Origin of the sequence: Candidatus Pelagibacter sp. (genome assembly GCF_052049935.1) — a bacterium.
Lineage (GTDB): Bacteria > Pseudomonadota > Alphaproteobacteria > Pelagibacterales > Pelagibacteraceae > Pelagibacter.
The window spans coordinates 13,214-36,573 of record NZ_JBNGZA010000002.1; the positions used below are offsets into that span (position 1 = coordinate 13,214).

Below are 23,360 nucleotides of genomic sequence, written 5' to 3' on the forward strand. Positions count from 1 at the left end.
AATGTTGTTAGTTTAATAATGCCCGGACAATACAAAAAAAGCTATAAAAGGCAATAAAAACTTCAGAATTTGTGTTCAAAACCTTTGTAAAATTGCTCGATTTTATCACCTTTTTCATCAATAATTGTATGACTTTTTTTACCTTTAATAATATTTCCAATTTTAGTAATTCTTAAATTTAATTTTTTTGAGACATTTTGAATGATTCTTGCCTTTGTTTTATTAGCAGTGAACAAAATTTGATAATCATCTCCTCTAGATACAACATTTTTAAAGGAAATTTTGTTATTAATAATTAGTTTTTTTAGAGATTTAGAAACAGGAATGTCTTGAAAGTTTATTTTAAAAGATAAGTTTTGATTATTTAACATCTTTTCTAGATCAGAAATCAATCCATCAGAAACATCTATCGATGTGTTTGCATGTTTTGAAATAAGATTAATTAAATCAATTTTAAGATCTGGTAAAAAGTATTTTTTAGTAAAATATTTTCTTTCAAATGGTTTTAAAATAATTTTATTTCTTAAAACATTTAAACCAATAAAACTATCTCCCAATTCACCAGTAACATAAATATCATCGTTAATTTTTGCGTTATTTCTTTTGATAATTGTTGATGAAAAGCCTAAAGAAACGAAAGTGAAACTCAATTTAGATGAATTTGTAGTATCACCACCGCAGAGTTTTATATTAAATTTATTTTGTTCTGATTTTAAAGCTTTAGATATCAATTCTAAATTCTTATTTGAAAAAAATTTTTTATTTCCTGAGCCAGAAATAAAATAATATTGTGGTTTAACACCTTTACAGATTAAATCAGAAATCGAAGATCTTAGAATTTTCTTAATAACTAAATCTGGATTTTTAAAATTTAAAAAATGATTACCTTCAACATAAGTATCTATTGAAATAACTAGTTTTTTTGATTTATCAAAAAATACATCATCATTTAAATATAATGACGCTGGATTATTCCTTGATAAACTTGAAAAATATTTTTTTATTATCTCAAACTCTTTCATCAAGTTTTCTTAAATTTTTGCCAACCGTATCAAGGAGGGCATTCAAATATTTAGTTTGAGAGACTTCAATAAAAAAATTAGAAGCATTTAAATATTCTTTAATAATTATTTTAATTGAAAGATTTGGTTTGTATAAAAATTCAAAAGTTGCTGCTTTTAATATAATCTCAAAAACTTTATCAAAAGATTTTGAATTAAAATCTATAGATAAAAATTTTTTTAATTCCTCCTCAAGTAAATCATTTCTTTCTATTGAACCATTTACAACTTCTTTAATAAATTTCTTAAAACGGTGTTTTGGAAAGTCAATCGATGCTTCATTATTAATCAAAAAACCATAAAGTTTTTGTATTATAATTACTCTTGGATTATTTTTGGGGCTATAATTTATTTTCATTAAATTGATAAAATTGAAATAACAGCTTCAGCTGCCTCAGAACCTTTATTTTTTCTCTTAATTGCTTGTTTCATATTTAAACAAGTAATTATACCATTTCCAATTGGTTTTTTATTTTCAATTGATAAACTCATTATAGCGTTTGTTGAAGCTTGAGAAATAAAATCAAAATGAGGTGTCTGACCTTTAATTACACATCCTAAAGCTAAGAAACCGTCGTATTTTTTAATTTTTTTTGAAATTGCAACAGGTATCTCAAAAACACCAGGCACTAATATTTCATCACACAAAAAATTATTTTTTAATTTTTGTTTTGCGCTTCTTAATAAACCAGAATAAATATTACTATAATAATTGGAGCCAACGATAAGTATTTTCTTTTTCATTTAATAATTTCTTGTTTTACTATTTTTATATCATACCCATCTAAACCAATAACTTTTTTTGGTGATTTTGTAATTAATATCATGTCTCTTATTTTTAAATCCTTTATTATTTGAGCTCCTATACCATAGTTTCTGATTAATTTATCATTACCTTGTTTATAAAATGTTTTATTTTCATAATCTTTAAGAGTTTGTGTTACAGATTTCAAATTACTATCTTTAATAAATACTAAAACACAATTTTTGAATTTCTTAAAATAATTCAATGTTTTATTGAATGAATTTGGAAGTTGTTGGTTTATTAAATAATTCTGAACTACATTTGATGATATTACTCTAACCCGAGGTATAGTTTTTCTATTAAGTTTGCCTTTAATTAAAGCAAAATGTTCAGAACCATCTAAAGTATTCTCATAAATTCTTATATCATAATTGTTATTTTTAAATTTAATTGATGATTTATCCTTAAGCTTAATTAATTTTTCTTTTTTTAATCTATATGAAATTAAATCCTCTATTTTTCCTATTTTTAAATTATGTTTTTTGGCAAAATCATGTAAATCTTTGCCTTTGGACATCGAACCATCGTCATTCATGATTTCACATATAACTGCTGAATTGTTTTTTTTTGCAAGTTTAGATATATCAACAGAAGCTTCAGTGTGACCTGCTCTTACTAAAACGCCCCCATCTCTGGCAATGATTGGAAATATATGACCTGGAGACACAATATCTTTTTTAGTAGCAGATTTTTTTGTAGCAACTTTTATTGTTCTTGCTCTGTCTTTAGCTGATATGCCTGTAGTTATTCCTTTTCTAGCTTCTATGGAAACAGTGAAAGCAGTTTTGTTTCTAGACTCATTTTTTGGTGACATCAAACTTAAGTTAAGTTTTTTTGCTTGAATGTTATCCATTGCTAAACAAATTAAGCCTCTTCCATTTTTAGCCATGAAGTTAATATTTTTTGTATTAGCACATGATGAAGGTATAATTAAATCTCCTTCGTTTTCTCTTTTTTCATCATCAACCAAAATAAACATCTTATTTTGTTTTGCATCTTTGATTATAGACTCGATTGAAGAAAAATTATTTTTTTTCATTAAAATAATTTCTTACATATTTTGATAAAATATCAATTTCAATATTAACAATACTTCCTTTGGATAAAGTAGATAAATTTGTTAGTTTAAAAGTATGAGGTATTACCCATATCTCAAAACCATCTTTTGTTAATTTCGAAATAGTTAAAGATATCCCGTTAATACTTATAGAGGCTTTTTCAATTAACTGTTTTCTAAATTTTTTATCTAGACTAAATCTAAATAAATAAGATTTATCAACTTTTGAAATTAATAATACTTTTCCTACAGTGTCCACATGACCTTGACAAATATGTCCCGATATTGGTTGTTTGTATTTTAAGGGAAGTTCTAAATTTAAGATAGATCCTAATTTTATATTTTTAAAATTCGAACGTTTAATAGTTTCGTTTGATAGATAAAATTCAGATAAGTCTTTTTTTACAGAAACTAGGGTTAAACATACTCCATCACAAGCAACAGAAATACCTAGATCTTTATTTTTTAATTTAAGATTTGTTTTGAGAAAAACATTTAAACCTTTGGGTCTTTTAACAATTTTCTTTAAAATACCTTTATTAAAAATAATACCATTAAACATAATTAATTTTTATATAAGATTATTTTGTCTTTATCACCTTGATTTGTTAAATCAAATTTATACTTAAAGTTCTTAAGTTTGGTTGAAAAATTTTTTAGTAAAACATAATTGTCTTTAATTTTAATGTTTTTTTGATTATCAATTAAATAAAATTTATGAAAAAGTCTTCCTTTTAAAAAACTATTTGTCAGCTTATTTCCCCCTTCCACTAATAAATTTCTGCATCCATTTTTATATAATTTTTGAAGAATTAGCTTTAAATCTAAATTTTTATTTTTATTGAGTTTAATTTTGATCAAATGAAATTTGTTTCTTTTTAAAATATCAATTTTTTTTTTGTCGTTTGAATTAAAAAAAATAAAAGTTTTATTTTTTTTTGCACTTTTAAAAATATAAGAATTTTGATTTATATCTAAGTTTTTATCCAAAATTGCTCTTGAGGGAGAATAATTTTCATAACCTTTCAGTCTACAATTTAATTTTGGATTATCAGTATTTAGAGTTTTTGATGATATAAGAATTGTATCATTCTTATATCTTAAATAATGCATTAATTTGTCAGTTTTTAATTTTGTGATTTTTTTATAATGATCACTATAAATTAAATTATTTTTAGTTTTAGCAATTTTTCCTGTTACGTAAGGGATTTTTTTAGATCTGTTGATAAAATATGGTTTATAGAAATCCTTAATATTTTCTGATAACAAATTATTTTTTACTACTATATTTGATTTATTGAGTATTTTTTTTGTTTTACCCTTTACTTTCTTGTCGATATCTTCAATGCCATAAATCACCTCTTTAATTTTCTTTTTAATAATAATATTTGTACATGGAGGTGTTTTTCCATAATGAGAACATGGTTCAAGTGTTACATACAGTTTAGAATTTTTTAATGATTCTGTAGAATTATTAATAGCTGATCTTTCTGCATGTGGTTTTCCATTTAACCCAGTAGATCCAATTGATATAATTTTATCGTTTTTTACTATTACACAACCAACGGCAGGATTTATTCCTGTTAATCCATGTTTAGACATTGCTAATCTAAGAGCAATGTTCATATAATTTTTATCTGACTGACTAAATCTATCTTTTTTTGTAGACATCTAATTTGTCAACAAATTGTACGAAATCTTTTTCTTCTCTGAAATTTCTATAAACAGATGCAAATCTTACATATGCTACTGGATCTAATTCTTTCAATCCTTCCATAACAAGAGTTCCAATTGTGTTAGTTGAAATTTCATTTTGCCCTAACTCCTCTAAAGATCGTGAAACTTTGCTTATAAATTTTTCAACTGTTTCTGTATCTAATGGTCTCTTCTTTAAAGCAATATAAATTGATTTTGCTAATTTATCTCTATCAAAAGCTGACTTGCGACCATTCTTTTTTACAACCATTAGCTCTCTGTATTGTATACGCTCAAACGTGGTAAATCTTTCTCCGCATACACAGAGTCTTCTTCTTCTTATAGCGGTGCCATCTTCAGTGGGTCTTGAGTCAACTACTGAAGTTTCTCCTTTTTTTTTACAAGGACAAATCATTTTCTCAAATGTTTATATATAGGAAATGATGAACATAGATTAACTACTTCATCTCTTACTTCAGTCTCTATTTTAGAATTATCATCAGGATTTTTTGACAACCCCTCAATAACCTTTGTTATTAATTCACCAACTTTTTGAAACTCATTTAATCCAAAGCCTCTAGTGGTTGCAGCCTGAGATCCCAAACGAATACCTGAAGTAACCATTGGACTTTCAGAGTCAAAAGGAATTCCATTCTTATTACATGTAATGTTTGCTCTAGATAAACTGTCAGCAGCCATATTGCCTTTTACATTGAATGGTCTTAAATCAACTAACATTAGATGTGTATCTGTGCCTCCAGAATAAATTTTGAAACCATTATTTTTCAAAGTCTCTGCTAACATTTTGGCATTTGCTAATACATTTGAAATGTAAGTTTGAAATTCAGGTTTTAGTGCCTCTAAAAAACCAGCTGCCTTACCAGCAATAACATGCATTAGTGGTCCACCTTGGTATCCTGGGAACACAGCCGTGTTAAATTTTTTTGCTAAGTCTTCATGGTTTGTAAGTATTATTCCACCTCTAGCACTTCTAAAAACTTTATGAGTAGTTGAAGTTACCACATGAGCATGATCGCAGGGATTTGGATAACCTTTGCCTGCAACCAAACCTGAGAAGTGAGCCATGTCAACCATCAGATAAGCTCCAACTTTATCAGCAATGTCTCTAAATCTTTTAAAATCTATTACTCTAGAATATGCACTGCCCCCAGCAATAATTACTTTTGGTTTGTTTTCTAAAGCTAATCTTTCAACTTCGTCATAATCAATCAAACCAGTTTCCTTATCAACATCATATCCTATTGGATTAAACCATTTTCCAGACATTGATATTTTTAAACCATGAGTAATATGGCCACCAGAATTTAAACTCATTCCCATAAATGTGTCACCTGGTTTTAAAAGAGCTAAAAAAACTGCGCCATTAGCTTGTGCACCAGAGTGTGGTTGAACATTTGCAAACTTACAATTAAATAATTTCTTCAATCTTTCTATTGCTAATTCTTCCGCAACATCTACGTGCTCACAACCATTATAATATCTTTTTCCTGAATAACCTTCTGCATATTTATTTGTTAAAACTGAGCCTTGTGCTTCCAACACTGCCTGAGATACTATATTTTCAGAAGCTATTAGCTCTATATGATTTTGTTGTCTAATAAGTTCATCATTGATAGCTTTAAATAATTCAGGATCACTTTCAGATAATCTTTTCTCGAAAAAATTCTGATAGTCATTATTTAGATATTTAGCTTCACTTGACATAACTTTTCTCCAATTTATATTTTTTTTACTCTTTTTAGGTGTCTACCACCTTCAAATTTTGTCTTTAAAAATGTGTTTATACATTTCATGACTGTATTTTTATTAATCAACCTAGCTCCTAATGTAATAACATTTGCGTTGTTATGCAATCTAGATAATTTAGTATTTTTAACCGAATAACATAATGCCGCTCTTATTTTTTTATGACGATTTGCAGCCATAGCCATCCCCATGCCAGATCCACAAATTAGTATTCCAATATTTGAAGAGTTTTTTGAAACTTTTTTACAAAGTTTATGTGCAAAATCAGGATAATTTACTGAAATCTCATCACTATGTGGGCCTTGATCGTCGAATTTGATTTTTTTAGAAAGTTTTTTTTTTACAAATTCTTTTAAATTAAAACCAGCGTGATCTGAAGCTATATAAAGTTTTTTCAAGTTAGTTAAATTTATGATTAAGAACACATGCAACTATATGAATTCTGTCTTCTTCCCCACCATTGAAAAAATTATGATACTTAGTGTTGTTTGTAATCCACGCATGACCATCAGCAGGCATGTGTTTAGCAACATTATCAATAACCATAATGCAGCCTGGGTTAGTAATAATTGGAATGTGTAATCTGGGTTCTGGATCTCTATGCCAGCTAAGTGTAGATCTTGGTTGTTTAAGTAAAATCCTTACTCGTCCAAGTTTATATTTTTTTGATAACGCTTCATAAACATCCTTAAAGTATGTATCTTTATAATCATCAATAAATTCTGAATATTTTTCTTCATCAACAGTTACATCTCTAGTCACCTCTTTACCCGAAGAATCTGGTTTTGTCCAAAACACACCTCTAGCTTTATGACCTTTGATAGAATCTGGATCACCAGGTATTTGAGTTAATGAAATTGCTCCAAAATTTGTTATTTCCCCTGGAGACTCAAAATTTTTAATTTTGATTACCTCTTTATAAGCTGTTTGAAGTTTTTCTACGTCAAATTTGATATCAAGCTTTAAAAAATCATTAAAATTTAAACTCATGGTTTTTGTAATACAATTTTTGAAATTTAATTGTATAATACATTTGTCGCATTATACAATTACATTATATGATAACTGGAAATTATCCAAATCTTAGACTTAGAAGAAACAGAAAACAACCCTGGATTAGGAGATTAGTTCAAGAAAATACTCTAAGTCCAAATGACTTTATTTTACCGATATTTTTAATCGACGGTAAAAACAAAAAAGAAAAAGTAAAATCGATGCCAGATGTTTATAGATATTCAATAAACAGATTAAATCAGATTATAGATAAAGCCCTTAAACTTAAGGTTCCAATGGTTGCTCTTTTTCCTAAAACAAATGAAAAACTTAAAAATGAAATTGGTACAGAAGCTTTAAATGAAAATAATTTAGTTTGTAAAGCAATAGTTGAAATAAAAAAAAGGTACAAAAACCAAATTGGAATAATGTGCGATGTAGCTCTTGATCCTTATACTTCACATGGACATGATGGATTAATCAGATCTAATCAAATAATCAATGACGAAACAATAGAAGTTTTGGTTAATCAATCCCTATTACAAGCTGAAATGGGATGTGATGTCCTCGCTCCTTCAGATATGATGGACGGCCGTATTAGAAAAATAAGAAATGCATTAGACAAAAATAATTTTAAAGATGTCCAATTGCTTTCATATGCAGCAAAATATGCTTCAAGTTTTTATGGACCATTCAGAGATGCTGTTGGATCAAATAAGTTTTTAAAAGGAGATAAAAAAACCTACCAAATGGATTTTCGAAACACTGATGAATCTTTAAGAGAAATAGCTTTAGATATAAAAGAAGGTGCAGATATGGTTATGGTAAAACCAGGTTTGCCTTATCTTGACATCATTAAAGGAATTAAAGAAAAATTTAGGATACCAGTTTTTGCATACCAAGTGTCAGGAGAATACAGTTTGATAGCGCATGCAATTAAATCAAAAATATTAAAAGAAGATGTAATTTTTGAATCTTTAATGGCATTTAAAAGAGCGGGTGCAAACGCAATTGTAAGCTACTATGCTGATAGACTTGATAAAATTTTAAAATAATTATTGAATAGAGTTAATAAAAGAAACTCTATTTTTTGGGAATGATAAATTATTAGGTCTGAGTATAGATTTTTCCAAAAAGTCTCCAACTAACTTTAGTCCAGCCAATAATTCTTTAGTTTCTGCTATAATATTTTTTTCAATTAAAAAATTTGGTACTTTTCTTTTTTCAAATGATGACTGTGTAGAATATTCAATATTGTTATTATTAATTTCTTTTTTTACAAATTTTTCTAATTCTAAATCATATCCAAGAAGACTAAATAGTTCTAATTCCCAGTAAATATAATTTTGTATCCAGTTTTCTGATTTTAATAATTTAAAAAAATTATCAATCAAATCGTAAATTTTTAAATTTTTTTGAGCCTCAGCATTAAGAATTTTTATTAATTGCATTGCTGAAATTAAACAATTTAGTTTTTCTTTATTATCAAAAAAAAAGGGTGAAGAAGCTTCAATAATTTCAAACTTAAAGTAACCTATTCTATTCTCATTTTTAGAATTATAATTTGCAAATAATTTATTACCGATTTGTAAATAATTTTTAATCTTCTTGGAAGAACCCCCATAAACAACTCCAGATACTTTGCCGTGATTTTTAGTAAACAATTCAACAATTAAAGAATTTTCACTATATTTATTTTTTGAAATTAAATAGCCTGTGTCATCCCAAATCATAAATCTAAACTATTGAGACATTTAATTGCAGCATTTTGTTCTGCAATTTTTTTTGAACTTCCTTCAGCAATAAAATTTTTTGAATTATGAATTTTAACACTAACTTTAATGATTGGTTTATGTCTTGGGCCAGTATTAGAAATCATTTTGTATTCAGGAAGTTTTTTATATTTCTTTAATGAAAATTCTTGAAGTTGAGTTTTTGCATCTATCAATGTTACTTTACTTTGAGAAATTTCTTCTTCCCATAGATCTAAAATAAATTTTTCTACAACATTAAAACCTCTATCCAAATAAATTGCACCAATTAGAGCCTCGCAACTATCTGAAATTACTTTATCTTGAGGTGGAGTTTTTGCTTTATCAGAGTTTAATGTAAGAATGAATTTATCTAAATTTATTTTTTTTGCTATTTGTAAACATGTATTTTTATTTACTAATGATGCAAATTTTTTATCTAGCACACCCTCTTTTTCTTTAGGGTACAGGTCTAATAATTTTTTTGAAATAACCAATCCAAGAACTCTGTCTCCTAAAAATTCAAGTTTTTCATTATTTTCTTTAGAGTTAAAACTTTTATGAGTTAAAGATTTAACAAGTTTATTTTTATCTTTAAATTCAATATTGATTTTTTTTTCTAGAAGATTGTGATTAATTTTCATTTTATCTTTTTAAAGAATCTATCAAACCTGATTGATTGAGGCCATTTCCAAAATTCAAAAAAATAACCAATATTTTTATCTGATGAAAAAAATATAAATTGAGCTTTCCCGATAAGATTATCTTTATGAACGTACCCAACACTTGATAAAAATCTGCTATCTTTAGAACAGTCTCTGTTATCTCCTAAAAAAAAATAATGATCATCAGGGACAGAGAATAAATCTGAATTTTGAAAACTATAGTTTTTTAAATAAACTGTTTTGTGGTTTTTGTTATTAGGTAAATTTTCTTCAAATGTAAAAACTTCAATTGCATTATTACCACAATAAATGACATCATTTTTGGAAATCCTAGACTTAAATATTTCATTATTATTTAAATATAAATTTGAATTAATAAATTGAATTTTATCTCCAGGTAAACCAATTAGTCTCTTTATATAATCTGTTCTATTATCAGCTGGTGTTTTAAACACAATTACATCCCCTCTTTTAGGTTCACTAAACATTACTCTGCCTTTAAAGATAGGTGGGCTAAAAGGAAATGAATGTTTACTGTATCCATATGAATATTTAGTTACAAATAATCGATCACCAACTAGTAATGTGGGTTCCATAGAAGATGAAGGAATATAAAATGGTTGTAAAAAAATTGACCTTATAAAAACAGCTATAACAAGTGCATAAAATAATGTTTTTATATTTTCACTAAAAAAGTATTTATCTAATTTCATTTTTTTTGTATAGTTGCGAAAGCTATTGAATAAGACTTCTCATCTGATAATGAAAGAAATAAATCTAAAGATTTTGAATTTGAAATTTTTTTTAAGATTTTCTTTATTTTATTATTCATATTGTAATAAGGTTTACCTAAATTATCGTTTAATATTTCAATATCTTTAAAGTTTAAATTTTTCCTAAAACCAGTTCCTAAAGCTTTAACAAATGCTTCTTTAGCAGCAAATCTTTTGGCATAAAAATTAACTCTATTTTTTACCGTTTTAGAAGTATTAATTTCTTTAGCCGTATAAACTCTTTTAATAAAGTTTTGATTTCTTATAGATTTTTTAATTCTATTATTATCGATTATATCAACACCGATACCAATTATTTTCATTAATTATTTCTAATTATCTTTTTAAATTTCTTTATTACTTTTGGTAGACCATCAAAAACGGATTCCCCAATAATAAAATGTCCAATATTAAATTCTTTTATTTCTTTAATTTTACAAAGTAATTTTGTAACTTTATAATCTAATCCATGTCCAGCATGCACCTCTATACCTAATTCTTTAGCCAATCGAGCACATTTTTTTATTCTTAAAAATTCTTTTTGGTATTTTTTCTTTGCTTTAACTAAATTTGCTAATTTACCAGTATGTATTTCAATGCAATGAACATCTAGTTTTTTTGACAAATAGATATCACTTATATTTGCATCAATGAACAAGCTCGTTCTTATATTTTTTTGTTTAAAGCGTTTTATAATAGAGCTTAATTTATTTTTATTTCTTTTGAGATTTAAACCACCTTCAGTGGTAACTTCTTTTCTGTTTTCTGGAACAATGCAAATATAATTTGGAGAAATTTTTATTGCTTTCTTAACAATTTCAGGGTTCATAGATATTTCTAAATTAACTAGAATATTTTTTTGATTACAAATATCTAAAGCGTCATTATCATTTATGTGTCTTCTATCTTCTCTCAAATGAATAGTGACTGAGTCTGCACCATATTTCGTAACAAATTTAGAAGCAAAAAGTGGATCAGGATGTTTTTCACCCCTAGCATTTCTAATTGTTGCTATATGATCTATATTTACACCCAATCTTTTCATTTAAGAAATCTACTTCCAGGCTTAGTTATTTTAATGTTTCGAAGTTCATCAGGTAGTTCATTTTTTTTATATGTTGGTACTTCAATTTTTAAATGTGAAATTATTTTTGATTTTATCTTTAATGATTTTTTTGAAGATCTATTAATTATTGATGCAAAACCTAAATGTTTTGCTTTAGATTTTTTTATCAATTTTACGCATTCTAAACTTGATTTTCCAGTTGTTATTACATCTTCTATTATTAGAACTCTAGAATTCTTCTTGATATTAAAACCTCTTCTAAGTTTGAATTTACCATCTACTCTTTCACAAAAAATTGTTTCCTTTTTTAGAAGTCGTCCAATTTCATATCCAATGATCACTCCACCCATAGCTGGTGCAAGTATTAAATCTATTTTTTTAAAATTCTTTTTAATTTTCTTTGCTAATGACTCACATATATCTTTTGATAAGTGTGGATAACTTAATAACTTTGCACATTGAATATATTTTGGAGAATGTAAGCCAGATGATAAAACGAAATGTCCTTCTAATAATGCATTAGTCTTTTTTAAAATACTTAAGGATTTTTTGTGTGAAAGCATTTCTTTTTTCTTCGTGTCTAATTATTTTAAATTTTATATTCTTTTGTTTTAGTTCTGCAATAAAATTAGTAAAATTTTTCAGATCTCTGATTATTAATTGAAATTTAAAATTGATATAATTAGGGTTTTTACCGACCATCTCAACTTTTGAAATATTTAACTTATGGTCACCTATTAGAGTTGTAATGTCACCTAATTGACCAGGTTTATCTGGGAGTGATATCCATAGAGTTGTGTTATATTTTTTAATTCTTTCTTCTTTTTGTTCACCTTTATCGTGCCAATAACGTCTTATAGCAGCTCTTGCTTTTCCAGTTTTTGTAATTGGTATCCAATGTAAAGAAGGAGAATGGTTTTTTGATGTAATAATATTTACTCTATCACCATTTCTTAAAATCGACTGAAGTTCACTTTTATTTCCATTTATTTCACATCCAATCGTACTATTACCAATAGTAGTATGAACCGCATATGCAAAATCAATTGGGGTCGCGTCTTTCGGTAACTTAATTACAGATCCTTTAGGTGTAAAGCAGAACACGTTTTCTTGGAACATTTGTAATTTAGTGTATTCATAAGAATGTTCTGGATTTTCATTTTTTTCTATAATCTCAACTAAATCTTTCAACCAATCGTATTCTTTCCAACTAACAGAATTAAATTTTTCTGATGATTTGTACTGCCAATGAGAAGCAATTCCTCTTTCAGCAAATTCATGCATAGACATAGTTCTTATTTGAATTTCAATTGGTTTTTGATTGGGTCCAATAACTGATGTATGTATCGATTTATACCCATTTATTTTTGGAGAAGAAATGTAATCTTTAAATTTTCCTGGAACACAATTCCATTTTTTATGGAATATTCCTAAAGTTTTGTAACAATCATCAACCGTATTTAAAATTATTCTAAACCCAATGATATCGGTTATTTGTTCTAACGAGACTCTTTTTTTTTGAACTTTTCTCCAAATAGAAAATGGAGTTTTTTCTCGTCCATAAATTTCGGCGTAAATTTTATGATCATTTAATAATTCGGTTAACTCTACTGATAGCGTTTCAAATGTATCTTTTTTGTCTTCTTTAATTTCATCTAATTTATTTTTTATTAATGTTCTTGCCTGATTGTTAAGAATTTTAAAGGACAGGTCTTCAAGTTCATCTCGAATTCGATGCATACCCATTCTATCTGCAAGAGGTGCATAAATTTCCATTGTCTCTTGTGCTATACGTTTTCTTTTTTCTTCCTTGGTAATTGCATCAATAGTTCTCATATTATGAAGTCTGTCAGCAATTTTGACGAGTAATACCCTAATATCTTTAGATGTAGCTAAAATTAACTTTCTAAAATTTTCAGCTTTTGAACTTGAAGCTGCAGTATTTTCAAACACAGAAATTTTTGTAACTCCCTCTACTAAATCTGCCACTTCTTCTCCAAATTCATTTTTAATAGTTTCATATGTTGCATAAGTGTCTTCAATAGTATCGTGAAGTAAGCCAGTCGCTATAGTAGCACTATCTAATTTCAATTCAGTAAGTATATTGGCTACGGCGATTGGGTGAACTGAATATGGATCACCGGAAGCACGTTTTTGATCTTTGTGAGCTTTCACTGCAAAATTGTATGCTTTATCCAATTTTTCAGGATTAAGAAATTTATTGTAGATTTTAATTTTATTAATTAACTCTTCGGAATTAATCATTTAAACATTATAGCACCAATTTAAATTTGTTTAATACTTCTTATGTCTTTATTTGGAAGTTGATTGATCAAATCTTTAATATTTCTCTTTAATTTTGGGTGTTTCCAATCTTTTTGGATTTCATACAAAGGAATTAAAACAAAACTTCTTTGATGCATCAATGTATGAGGGAGAAGAATATCTTTATTGAGAATTAAACCATCATAATCAATAATATCTATATCGCATTCTCTTGGATCATTTTTTTTTCTTTTTTTTCTTCCTAATTCTCTCTCAATTTTCTTACATAATTCTAATAATTTTTGAGGTGATAAATATGTTTTTATCTTTAAAACTATATTAATAAATTTTGGTTTTTTAGGATTTGGCCAAGATGGTGTTTCATAATTACTTGAGCATTTTATTATTTCTATATTTTCTAAATGAAGTTTAAATTTTGATAATTCTATATTTCTATTTCTGTTACCTAAGTTTGAACCAATCCCTAAAAAAACAGTCTTAACTTGATTTTCTGATATATCTTGCTTTATCACGATTCCAATCTCTTGTTTTTTTAGTTGCTCTTTTATCGTATTGTTTTTTCCCTTTTGCCACTGCAATCTCTATTTTAGCTTTACCTTTTTTAAAATACATTTTTGTAGGCACTAAAGTAAAGCCATCTCTTTGCATTTTGCCAATTAATTTATTTATTTCTTTTTTATTAAGTAATAATTTTCTTTCATCCAAAGGTTTATGGTTTGAGTAACTTGCTTGTTTATATGTAGCAATATGAGAATTGATTAATATTATCTCACCATTTTTTTCGACAGCATAAGAGTCAGCAATATTAACTTTTCCGTCTCTAACAGATTTTATTTCTGAACCTTTTAAAACAATTCCTGCTTCAAAAAGATCTTCAAAAAAATAATTAAAACTTGCTTTTCTATTTAAGCATATAATTTTTAAACCAGAATTGGTTTTTTTGTTCATTACAACAATTTAGCTGAAACTAATGCTTTTTTGACTTTGTCTTGAGTATTTGATGTTACTTTTACTAATGGCAATCTTACACTATCATCGCAAAGACCTAAAAGTTTTGCTGCATATTTAACTGGGCTAGGATTACTCTCAACAAACATTGAATGATGTATTGGTTGCAAAATCTTATCTAACTTTGCAGCCTCATTTTGAGACTCTTTATTATCTCTTTCATTTGAAAATTTTTGAAACTGTGAACAAATTTTTGGTGCAATATTTGCTGTTACACTTATAGCCCCAACTCCTCCTCTTTTGTTAAATTCTAAAGCATTGTCATCATTGCCAGTTAATTGAATAAAATCTTTTCCCATTTTTTTTAATTGTTGATCAACTCTATTTAGATCTCCTGTAGCGTCTTTAACACCAACAATATTTTTTAATTCATAGAGACTTGCCATAGTGTCCACTGACATATCTATTACTGACCTACCAGGAATGTTATAAATTATAATCGGCAAACCAGAGCTATCATTAATAGCTTTATAATGTTGATAAAGTCCTTCTTGAGTTGGTTTATTATAATATGGAGTAACAATTAATGCACCGTCTGCACCTGCTTTCTCAGCATGTTTAGTGAGAGATATTGCTTCTTCAGTTGAATTAGAGCCGGTTCCGGCTATGACGGGTATTTTACCTTTGCTTTCTTGAATACACAAATCGATCACTTTTTGATGCTCTTCATGATTTAATGTTGGTGACTCGCCAGTTGTTCCAGCAGGAACTAAACCATTTGTTCCATTTTTTATATGAAAATGAATTAATTTTACATACGCTTCTTCATCTAATTTATTGTTAATGAAGGGCGTAATTAATGCAACATTTGATCCTTTGAACATAAATACTTATAACATAGTTTAAAGATTCATTTAGTAAAAAACATGAAGAAATTAACATTTTTTGTAATATTCATAATCTTAGGTGCAACCACAATATCTCTTGCAGAATTTCTTAATATTAAGATTATTCCTCTAAAAAAACCTCTCTTAGAACAAGCTGAAATAGAAAAAAGATTAGCTAAAGAGGAAATAAAACCTATTCCAAAACCTGGCACGAAAAAAAATATTGACCAAGTTAAAACTGAAGTCAAAGTTAAAGAAAAGAAAAAAATTGAAAAAGTTAAAACTGAAAAAAAACAAGAAAAAAAGTCTAAAGTAGCAGAATTAATTCTTCCTAAGAAAAAACCAATTACAATAAATACTGAAAAAATAAAAACTGTAAACAAATCTAAATATTACAATAAAAAAGATTTTGAGTTAGCAAAAAAAGCAATTTCTAAAATGGAAAAAAGAGAGTGGAAATTGGCTTTATCAACTGCAAAAAGAGCAAAAGACAAATCTATATATAACTTTGTACAATGGAGACATTTGCTAACTAAAGGTAATCAGGCATCTTTTTTTGATTACAAATCGTTTATAGAACAAAATGAAAGATATCCAAGAATTGGTAGAGTTAAATATCTTGCTGAACATAAGCTTTCAGTAAAAGAAGTTTCTCCAAAAAAAGTAATTCAATATTTTGGGGATGATGAACCTTTAAGTGGTTATGGTAAACTAATTTTAGGGGAAAGTTTAATTGAAATTGGAGAAAAAGAAAAAGGTATAAAATATATCAAAGATGGATGGATAGAAGCTGAACTTTCAAAATCTGAATTAAGATTTTTTAGAAAAAAATATAAAAAATATTTAAATGCAAATGATTACATTAAAAGAGCAGACTATTTAGCATGGAATAGCAAACATTGGGATTTAAAAAGATTACTTAGATATTTGCCTAAGGATTATGAGCTTCTTTATAATGCTAGACAAATTTTGATTTCAAAATCATACGGTGTTGATCAGGCAATTAAAAACGTGCCCACTAAGTTAAAAAATGATCCTGGATTAAATTATGATCGATTAAAATGGAGAAGAAAAAGAGGAAGAGTTGATAGTTCTTTAGAAATTTTATTAAAAATTAAAAACACTAAAGATTATATGAAGTATCCTGAAAAGTGGTGGAAAGAAAGAGAGATAATAGCAAGATCATTAATATACAAAAAAAAATATGAAACCGCATATCGTTTAAGTAGTAACCATGCAATGACTGAAGGTCCAGATTATGCTGCAGCTGAATGGATGAGTGGATGGATTGCATTAAGTTTTTTAGATGATCCAATATTAGCAATAGATCATTTTAGAAATTTTTATAATAACGTAAGTTATCCAATTAGTTTATCAAGAGGTGCTTATTGGCTTGGTAGATCATATGATAAAATTGGTGATAAAGATTCATCATTAAAATGGTTTGAAGAAGCAACAAAGTATATGACTACTTATTACGGTCAATTAGCATCAAGAAAAATTGATCCTAGTAGAAAATTTGAACTAAGTTTAGAAAGTTTAATTGATGATAAATATAGAAAAAAATTCTATGATAAAGATCTTGTTAGAATAGTTTATTTATTAGATGAATTAAATAAAGATAAATACACAAAACATATTTTAAGATTTTTAGCTTTAGACAACATTCAGAATGGTAGCGAACCTCTTGCTGCAGAACTTGCAACTAAAATTGAAAGGTATGATTTTGCAATTCAAGTTTCTAAAATTGCATCATATGAAAAAAGATTTCACAATAAATTTAACTATCCAGTCATAAGTACACCAATCTATGTGAATGGGAGAAAAATTCCTGAAAATGCATTTATATTATCTTTAATAAGACAAGAAAGTGAGTTTGATTTAAGTGCTAATAGTCATGCTGGAGCAAAAGGTTTAATGCAGTTGATGCCATACACGGCAAAAGTTGTAGCTAAACAAGCCAAGCTTCCATACTCAAAGTCTAGATTAACAAGAGATCCAGAATATAATATTAACTTAGGCTCACATTATATTGCAGGATTAATTTTAGAGTATGATGGTGCTTATCCATTTGCAATCGCTGCTTACAATGCTGGACCTAAAAGAGTAAAATATTGGAAAAAATTAAATAAAAATCCTCAAAAAAAACAAATTGATTACGTTGATTGGATAGAGCTAATTAAATTTAGAGAAACAAGAAATTATGTTCAGCGTGTTTTAGAAAATTACAACGTTTATAGATATATACTAGAGCGAAAACCAATAACTGTTAAAGATTTTTTTAGAGATGATCCACTTTATTAATGGCGGAGAGAGAGGGATTCGAACCCTCGGTACAAGTTTCCTCGCACGGTCATTTAGCAAACGACTGGTTTCAGCCTCTCACCCATCTCTCCACAAGAAAAATCAATACTTTTGATTGTATTGAATATTCAATATTAATAAAGTAATTATTCTAAAAATTATGAAAAACAAGTACTCAATATTTTCACTAGTAAAAAATGCTTTTTCCTATCATGAAAATTGGGAGAAAGCTTGGAAAGATCCAGAGCCTAAAAAAGAATATGACGCTGTTATTGTAGGTGGTGGTGGTCATGGTCTAGCTACTGCTTATTACTTAGCGAAAAAACACGATATGAAAAATATTGCAGTTGTAGAAAAAGGTTGGATTGGAGGTGGTAATACTGGAAGAAATACTACCATTATTAGATCTAACTATCTTTGGGATGCTAGTGCTGGCTTGTATGATCATGCTTTAAAAATTTGGGAAGGTTTGTCTCAAGAACTAAACTATAATGTAATGTTTAGTCAACGAGGAGTAATGAATCTAGCTCATAATCTTCAAGATGTGAGAGATTTAAAAAGAAGAACTCATGCTAATAGACTAAATGGTATTGATGCAGTTTACTTAAGTACAGAAGAAGTTAAAAAGTTTTGTCCAATAATTAATACCTCTCCTGATATAAGATATCCGGTACTTGGTGGAACACTACAAAGGAGAGCTGGTACAGCTAGACACGATGCTGTTGCTTGGGGATATGCGAGAGGTGCAGATGAAATGGGAGTGGACATTATTCAAAATTGTGAAGTGAAAGGTATAAAAAGAGATGGAGATACTGTTGAAGGTTTAGAAACAACAAAAGGTTTTATAAAAACAAAAAAAATTGGAGTAGTAGCCGCAGGTCATTCCAGTGTTATTGCAAATATGGCTGGTCTTAGATTGCCCTTAGAAAGTAAACCATTACAAGCTTTAGTTTCTGAACCTGTTAAACCAATAATAGATACTGTAGTTATGTCTAATGCAGTTCATGCTTATGTAAGTCAATCAGACAAAGGTGAATTAGTTATCGGTGCTGGTACTGATGATTATGTTTCTTATTCACAAAAAGGTAGTCACGATATTGTGGAAGGAACTTTAAATGCAATCCTAGAGCTTTACCCTATATTTAGTAGAATGAGAATGTTAAGACAATGGGGTGGAATTGTAGATATTTGTCCTGATGCAAGCCCTATAATTAGTAAAACTTCAATTAAAGGATTATACTTTAACTGTGGATGGGGAACTGGTGGATTTAAAGCTACACCCGGTTCAGGTGATTTATTTGCTCATACAATCGCAAATGATGAGCCCCATAAATTAAATGCTGCATTTAATATCAATAGATTTGTTAGTGGTGATCTTGTTGATGAACACGGAGCAGCTGCAGTAGCACACTAATGTTTATAATTAATTGTCCGTTCTGTGGTGAAAGAGAACAAAGTGAATTTAAAGCTGGCGGGGAAGCTCACATAGTAAGACCCAAACAACCTACTGAACTAAGTGATGATGAATGGGCAGAATATTTATTCATGAGAAAAAATATTAAAGGTGTTCAGTTTGAAAGATGGAACCATGCTCATGGATGTAGAAAATGGTTTAATATGGTTAGAGATACATCGAATGATCAGATAAAAGCTGTTTATAAAATGGGTGAAAAACCCCCTATCGAATAAATAATATTTATGTCAAAAAATCTAAGAGTTAAATCTAGTTCGTATATTGATGAAACAACAAGAATTTCATTTAAGTTTAATGGTAAAAAATTATTTGGTTTCAAAGGTGATACACTCGCATCAGCGTTACTTGCAAATGATATACATTTAGTTGCAAGAAGTTTTAAATATCATAGACCAAGAGGAATAATGACGTCAGGTTCAGAAGAGCCTAATGCAATAGTCCAATTACATGATAATTCTTCAAGAACTGAACCTAATGTAAGAGCAACTGAGATTGAGCTTTACGAGGGGTTGGAAGCTTCTAGTCAAAATTGTTGGCCTAGTGTTAATTTTGACATAGGTGGTATTAATAATTTTTTATCCCCTCTTCTTCCAGCTGGTTTTTATTACAAAACTTTTATGTGGCCTGCTAGCTTTTGGGAAAAATATGAATATTTTATTCGTAAATCAGCTGGTCTTGGCAAGTCTCCAACTGAAGCAGATCCTGACATTTATGATCATAAATATATCCACTGTGATGTTCTTGTAATTGGCGGAGGTATTTCAGGAATAATTGCTGCAAAGTCCGCTGCAAAAAATGGTTTAAAAACTTTAATTGTTGATGAAAAGCCAAATTTAGGTGGAACAACAATTTATCAAAATAATGATCATTTTAAAATAAATGATGAAAATTCTTCAAAGTGGTTACAGAACGAAATTGATAGTTTAAAAAATTTCGAAAATTTAGAAGTAAAAACAAGAACTAGTGTTGCTGCATATCATGGTTACAATTTTGTTTTAGCAAGAGAAAATTTAACTGATCATATTGAAATCTCAAAAAGAGAAAACAAAGTAAGACAAAGATTACTAAAAATTAGAGCAAAGAAAGTTATTACAGCAACTGGTTCTATTGAAAGACCACTTATATTTAATAATAATGACAGACCTGGAATATTGCTTTCATCAGCAATTAAAAAATATGCTGATTTTTATGGAGTGAAAAGTGGTGAGGAAATTGTTTTATTCACTAACAATGATACTGCTTATGAAACTGCTCTTTCATTAAGTGATAAGGGTATCAAGGTTAAAGCAATTGTAGATATAAGAGATGCTAATGAAAATAGATTAATAAAATCAATAAAAGATTTAAACATTAAAATTTATAATAACCATACTGTTGTAGATACAAAAGGTCATAAAAGAATTAATAAAGTTTCTATAATGGAACTGTCTAAGGATGGCACTTCAGTTGTTGGAAATAAAATAGATATAAATTGTGATTGTCTTGGAATGGCTGGTGGATGGACACCTGCGGTACATTTGTTTACACAATCTGGTGGAAAATTAAAATTTAGAGATAGCGAAAATATATTTGTTCCTAACCAATATAGTTCTGACCAAATCAGTGTGGGAGCTTGTAATGGTGATTTTGAATTGAACGATATACTTTCTATATTACCTGATCAAATAAATAAGTATCTTGGTATTGATGAGGAAAGTTTTAAAAGTGTTCAAGTTATTTCTTCGAAAGATAATAACTATAGAAATATATGGTTGCTACCATCTGATAAAATTTTAGGAAAAACGAAACCTTTTGTGGACTATCAAAATGATGCTACAGCAAAAGATATAAAATTAGCTTTAAGAGAAGGATTTAGATCTATTGAACATGTAAAAAGATATACAACAACTGGTATGGGTACTGATCAGGGTAAACTTGGAAATATGCATGCGCTTGGAATAATTGCAGAAACAGCAAAAGTTCAAATGGGAGAATTAGGAACAACTACTTTTAGACCACCCTATACTCCATTAACATTTGGAACAATTGTTGGAAGAAATGTTGGTGAATATTTTGATATTTTTAGAAAAACACCAATGCATGATTGGCATGTTAAACACAAAGCTGAATTTGAAAATGTAGGACAATGGAAAAGAGCTTGGTATTACCCTAAGAACAATGAAGATATGCATCAAGCTGTCCAAAGAGAAAGTAAAGCTGCAAGAGAAAGTGCTGGTATTTTAGATGCATCCACATTAGGTAAAATTGATATACAAGGAACAGACGCTTCAGAATTTTTAAATCGTGTCTATACAAATGCATGGTCTAAACTTGGAATTGGAAAATGTAGATATGGCTTAATGCTAAATGAAGATGGTATGGTATATGACGATGGAGTTACAACTCGTCTAGGAGAAAATCATTATATAATGACTACAACAACGGGTGGCGCTGCAACTGTTCTTGGTAAGTTAGAAGATTATCTACAAACTGAATGGCCTGAACTTGATGTTTACCTTACTTCAGTTACTGATCATTATGCAACAGCAAGTGTTTGTGGACCAAACAGTAAAAAAATTCTTTCAAAATTAATTCCAGATTTAGATTTGTCAGATGAAAATTTCCCGCACATGTCATTTAAAGATACAACTATTGGAAAGATAAAATGTAGAGTTATGAGAATTAGTTTTACTGGTGAACATAGTTATGAAATCAATGTTCAGGCAAATTATGGAAAGTCTATTTGGAAAAAATGCATGGAAGCTGGGAAAGAATTTAATATTACTCCTTATGGAACAGAAACTATGCATTTATTAAGAGCTGAAAAGGGATTTATAATTGTTGGTCAAGACACAGATGCAACGATGACACCTATCGATTTACAAATGGATTGGATAGTCAGTAAGAAAAAATATGATTTTATTGGAAAAAGATCGTTATACAGATCAGATACAATAAGAGAAGATAGAAAACAATTAGTTGGTCTTTTAACAGAAAATCCTAACGAAATTTTAGAAGAAGGTGCTCAAATTGTTGCTGAAACTAACAAACAACCTGTAGAAATGTTAGGACATGTTACTTCAAGTTATTTCAGTCCTAATCTTAATAAATCAATAGCACTTGGAGTTGTTAGAGGCGGAAAAAACATGTTAGGTCAAAAATTATTTGTGCCAATGGAAAATAAAATAATTAATGTGACTGTTGCTGATCCAGTTTTTTTAGATAAAGAAAATAAAAGATTAAATGCTTAGTTATAATAATCCCATAAAAGAAACAAAAGAATATTCTGGTTTAAAAATTCAAGAATTAAAACCAATAATGAAACTTAATTTAAGAGGAAAAAAAAGAGAATTTTTGTCTGCAGTTGGAAAATCTCTCAATATGCTTTTGCCTACAGAAAGCAATACATCAACCTCGAGTGAAAATTATACAGCACTTTGGCTAAGTCCAGATGAGTGGATGCTATATTCAAATAATGAAATGAATGAAAATGATAATAGTTATGAAGTTGAAAATGAACTCATCAATAATGTAAGTAAAGTTAATTTAGGAGCTATAATTGATGTAACAGATCATTTTGTGCTTCTTAAATTAAGTGGAGAGAAAATTTATGAATTATTTTCAACAGGTTCACCATTTAATTTTAATGACTTTCAAAACAAGAACGGTGCTGTAACACAAACATTATTAGCTAAAATAGATGTTATTATTCACAATATAGACAAAAAAAATGTAAATCTATTTGTGCGAAGATCTTTCTCTGAACATCTCTTCTCTTGGATTAATGATAGTGCGTCAAGATTGTAAGCTTTAGCGGCAAGTTGGCAATAATAATTATAATTTAAATGG

At 28.2% G+C, this 23,360-nt stretch carries 26 protein-coding genes and 1 tRNA gene; 6 read left to right on the forward strand and 21 right to left on the reverse strand.

The genetic code is table 11. From position 1 onward, the window contains the following. Positions 1–62: 62 nt before the first annotated feature. The 10 genes from thiL to ACTT90_RS01215 are packed head-to-tail and all read right to left on the reverse strand — an operon-like array spanning position 63 to position 7,375. Positions 63–1,022, reverse strand: coding sequence for a thiamine-phosphate kinase (gene thiL, locus ACTT90_RS01170; RefSeq protein WP_440937062.1), 960 nt, complete (start codon positions 1,020–1,022; stop codon positions 63–65). Next, positions 1,009–1,419 (reverse strand): transcription antitermination factor NusB, encoded by a 411-nt coding sequence (locus ACTT90_RS01175; protein WP_440937063.1) that lies wholly within the window; start codon positions 1,417–1,419, stop codon positions 1,009–1,011. The genes thiL and ACTT90_RS01175 overlap by 14 nt, the downstream gene beginning before the upstream one ends. Then, a complete protein-coding gene (gene ribH / locus ACTT90_RS01180; RefSeq protein ID WP_440937064.1) occupies positions 1,419–1,805 on the reverse strand; it encodes a 6,7-dimethyl-8-ribityllumazine synthase in 387 nt (128 codons plus the stop codon). Before ribH ends, ACTT90_RS01175 begins: the two co-directional genes overlap by 1 nt. Next, positions 1,802–2,905 carry a 3,4-dihydroxy-2-butanone-4-phosphate synthase gene (gene ribB, locus ACTT90_RS01185; RefSeq protein ID WP_440937065.1) on the reverse strand — a complete coding sequence of 368 codons (1,104 nt, stop codon included), beginning with the start codon at positions 2,903–2,905 and terminating at the stop codon, positions 1,802–1,804. The genes ribH and ribB overlap by 4 nt, the downstream gene beginning before the upstream one ends. After that, positions 2,892–3,485: a riboflavin synthase gene (locus ACTT90_RS01190; RefSeq protein ID WP_440937066.1), complete on the reverse strand. Its 594-nt coding sequence runs from the start codon at positions 3,483–3,485 to the stop codon at positions 2,892–2,894. The genes ribB and ACTT90_RS01190 overlap by 14 nt, the downstream gene beginning before the upstream one ends. Positions 3,486–3,487: 2 nt before the next feature. After that, complete coding sequence (gene ribD, locus ACTT90_RS01195; protein ID WP_440937067.1) at positions 3,488–4,594, reverse strand: bifunctional diaminohydroxyphosphoribosylaminopyrimidine deaminase/5-amino-6-(5-phosphoribosylamino)uracil reductase RibD; 1,107 nt, start codon at positions 4,592–4,594, stop codon at positions 3,488–3,490. After that, the gene (gene nrdR / locus ACTT90_RS01200) at positions 4,575–5,033 is read right to left on the reverse strand and encodes a transcriptional regulator NrdR (RefSeq protein WP_014953295.1); all 459 of its coding nucleotides are present in this window, start codon (positions 5,031–5,033) and stop codon (positions 4,575–4,577) included. The genes ribD and nrdR overlap by 20 nt, the downstream gene beginning before the upstream one ends. Further along, on the reverse strand, positions 5,030–6,343 hold the full coding sequence (gene glyA / locus ACTT90_RS01205; RefSeq protein ID WP_440937068.1) for a serine hydroxymethyltransferase: 1,314 nt from the start codon (positions 6,341–6,343) through the stop codon (positions 5,030–5,032). The genes nrdR and glyA overlap by 4 nt, the downstream gene beginning before the upstream one ends. Positions 6,344–6,357: 14 nt before the next feature. Next, complete coding sequence (rpiB, locus tag ACTT90_RS01210; RefSeq protein ID WP_440937069.1) at positions 6,358–6,783, reverse strand: ribose 5-phosphate isomerase B; 426 nt, start codon at positions 6,781–6,783, stop codon at positions 6,358–6,360. 1 nt (position 6,784) lies between these two features. Then, positions 6,785–7,375, reverse strand: coding sequence for an aspartyl/asparaginyl beta-hydroxylase domain-containing protein (locus ACTT90_RS01215; protein WP_440937070.1), 591 nt, complete (start codon positions 7,373–7,375; stop codon positions 6,785–6,787). 68 nt (positions 7,376–7,443) lie between these two features. Between ACTT90_RS01215 and hemB the strand changes: the two genes are divergently transcribed. Further along, positions 7,444–8,433, forward strand: a complete 990-nt coding sequence (gene hemB / locus ACTT90_RS01220; protein ID WP_440937071.1) for a porphobilinogen synthase — start codon at positions 7,444–7,446, stop codon at positions 8,431–8,433. Here hemB and recO read toward each other — a convergent pair whose 3' ends face one another. The 10 genes from recO to dapA are packed head-to-tail and all read right to left on the reverse strand — an operon-like array spanning position 8,434 to position 15,751. Further along, positions 8,434–9,111 carry a DNA repair protein RecO gene (recO, locus tag ACTT90_RS01225; protein WP_440937072.1) on the reverse strand — a complete coding sequence of 226 codons (678 nt, stop codon included), beginning with the start codon at positions 9,109–9,111 and terminating at the stop codon, positions 8,434–8,436. Next, a complete protein-coding gene (gene rnc / locus ACTT90_RS01230) occupies positions 9,108–9,773 on the reverse strand; it encodes a ribonuclease III (protein WP_440937073.1) in 666 nt (221 codons plus the stop codon). Before rnc ends, recO begins: the two co-directional genes overlap by 4 nt. After that, positions 9,770–10,507, reverse strand: a complete 738-nt coding sequence (gene lepB / locus ACTT90_RS01235; protein WP_440937074.1) for a signal peptidase I — start codon at positions 10,505–10,507, stop codon at positions 9,770–9,772. The genes rnc and lepB overlap by 4 nt, the downstream gene beginning before the upstream one ends. Continuing rightward, entirely contained in the window at positions 10,504–10,890 is a 387-nt protein-coding gene (gene acpS / locus ACTT90_RS01240) for a holo-ACP synthase (RefSeq protein ID WP_440937075.1), read from the reverse strand. The genes lepB and acpS overlap by 4 nt, the downstream gene beginning before the upstream one ends. Continuing rightward, positions 10,890–11,612, reverse strand: coding sequence for a pyridoxine 5'-phosphate synthase (locus ACTT90_RS01245; RefSeq protein ID WP_440937076.1), 723 nt, complete (start codon positions 11,610–11,612; stop codon positions 10,890–10,892). The genes acpS and ACTT90_RS01245 overlap by 1 nt, the downstream gene beginning before the upstream one ends. After that, positions 11,609–12,196 carry an orotate phosphoribosyltransferase gene (pyrE, locus tag ACTT90_RS01250; RefSeq protein ID WP_440937077.1) on the reverse strand — a complete coding sequence of 196 codons (588 nt, stop codon included), beginning with the start codon at positions 12,194–12,196 and terminating at the stop codon, positions 11,609–11,611. The genes ACTT90_RS01245 and pyrE overlap by 4 nt, the downstream gene beginning before the upstream one ends. Continuing rightward, complete coding sequence (locus tag ACTT90_RS01255; RefSeq protein ID WP_440937078.1) at positions 12,153–13,898, reverse strand: bifunctional (p)ppGpp synthetase/guanosine-3',5'-bis(diphosphate) 3'-pyrophosphohydrolase; 1,746 nt, start codon at positions 13,896–13,898, stop codon at positions 12,153–12,155. Before ACTT90_RS01255 ends, pyrE begins: the two co-directional genes overlap by 44 nt. Before the next feature lie 20 nt (positions 13,899–13,918). Then, the gene (gene folK / locus ACTT90_RS01260; protein WP_440937079.1) at positions 13,919–14,431 is read right to left on the reverse strand and encodes a 2-amino-4-hydroxy-6-hydroxymethyldihydropteridine diphosphokinase; all 513 of its coding nucleotides are present in this window, start codon (positions 14,429–14,431) and stop codon (positions 13,919–13,921) included. Beyond that, complete coding sequence (smpB, locus tag ACTT90_RS01265) at positions 14,397–14,867, reverse strand: SsrA-binding protein SmpB (protein ID WP_014953308.1); 471 nt, start codon at positions 14,865–14,867, stop codon at positions 14,397–14,399. The genes folK and smpB overlap by 35 nt, the downstream gene beginning before the upstream one ends. Next, positions 14,867–15,751: a 4-hydroxy-tetrahydrodipicolinate synthase gene (dapA, locus tag ACTT90_RS01270; protein WP_440937080.1), complete on the reverse strand. Its 885-nt coding sequence runs from the start codon at positions 15,749–15,751 to the stop codon at positions 14,867–14,869. The genes smpB and dapA overlap by 1 nt, the downstream gene beginning before the upstream one ends. Positions 15,752–15,793: 42 nt before the next feature. Here dapA and ACTT90_RS01275 point away from each other — a divergent pair, with 42 nt between their 5' ends. Next, entirely contained in the window at positions 15,794–18,058 is a 2,265-nt protein-coding gene (locus ACTT90_RS01275; RefSeq protein WP_440937081.1) for a lytic transglycosylase domain-containing protein, read from the forward strand. On the opposite strand, the gene ACTT90_RS01280 is transcribed toward ACTT90_RS01275, so the two are convergent. Continuing rightward, a tRNA-Ser gene (locus ACTT90_RS01280) sits at positions 18,059–18,150 on the reverse strand. Between the two features lie 68 nt (positions 18,151–18,218). Here ACTT90_RS01280 and ACTT90_RS01285 point away from each other — a divergent pair. The 4 genes from ACTT90_RS01285 to ACTT90_RS01300 are packed head-to-tail and all read left to right on the forward strand — an operon-like array spanning position 18,219 to position 23,318. Next, on the forward strand, positions 18,219–19,472 hold the full coding sequence (locus ACTT90_RS01285; protein WP_014953311.1) for a sarcosine oxidase subunit beta family protein: 1,254 nt from the start codon (positions 18,219–18,221) through the stop codon (positions 19,470–19,472). Continuing rightward, positions 19,472–19,747 carry a sarcosine oxidase subunit delta gene (locus ACTT90_RS01290; protein WP_440937082.1) on the forward strand — a complete coding sequence of 92 codons (276 nt, stop codon included), beginning with the start codon at positions 19,472–19,474 and terminating at the stop codon, positions 19,745–19,747. The genes ACTT90_RS01285 and ACTT90_RS01290 overlap by 1 nt, the downstream gene beginning before the upstream one ends. Positions 19,748–19,756: 9 nt before the next feature. Continuing rightward, complete coding sequence (locus ACTT90_RS01295) at positions 19,757–22,762, forward strand: sarcosine oxidase subunit alpha family protein (protein WP_440937083.1); 3,006 nt, start codon at positions 19,757–19,759, stop codon at positions 22,760–22,762. Then, a complete protein-coding gene (locus ACTT90_RS01300; protein WP_440937084.1) occupies positions 22,755–23,318 on the forward strand; it encodes a sarcosine oxidase subunit gamma in 564 nt (187 codons plus the stop codon). The genes ACTT90_RS01295 and ACTT90_RS01300 overlap by 8 nt, the downstream gene beginning before the upstream one ends. The last annotated feature ends 42 nt before the right edge of the window (positions 23,319–23,360 follow it).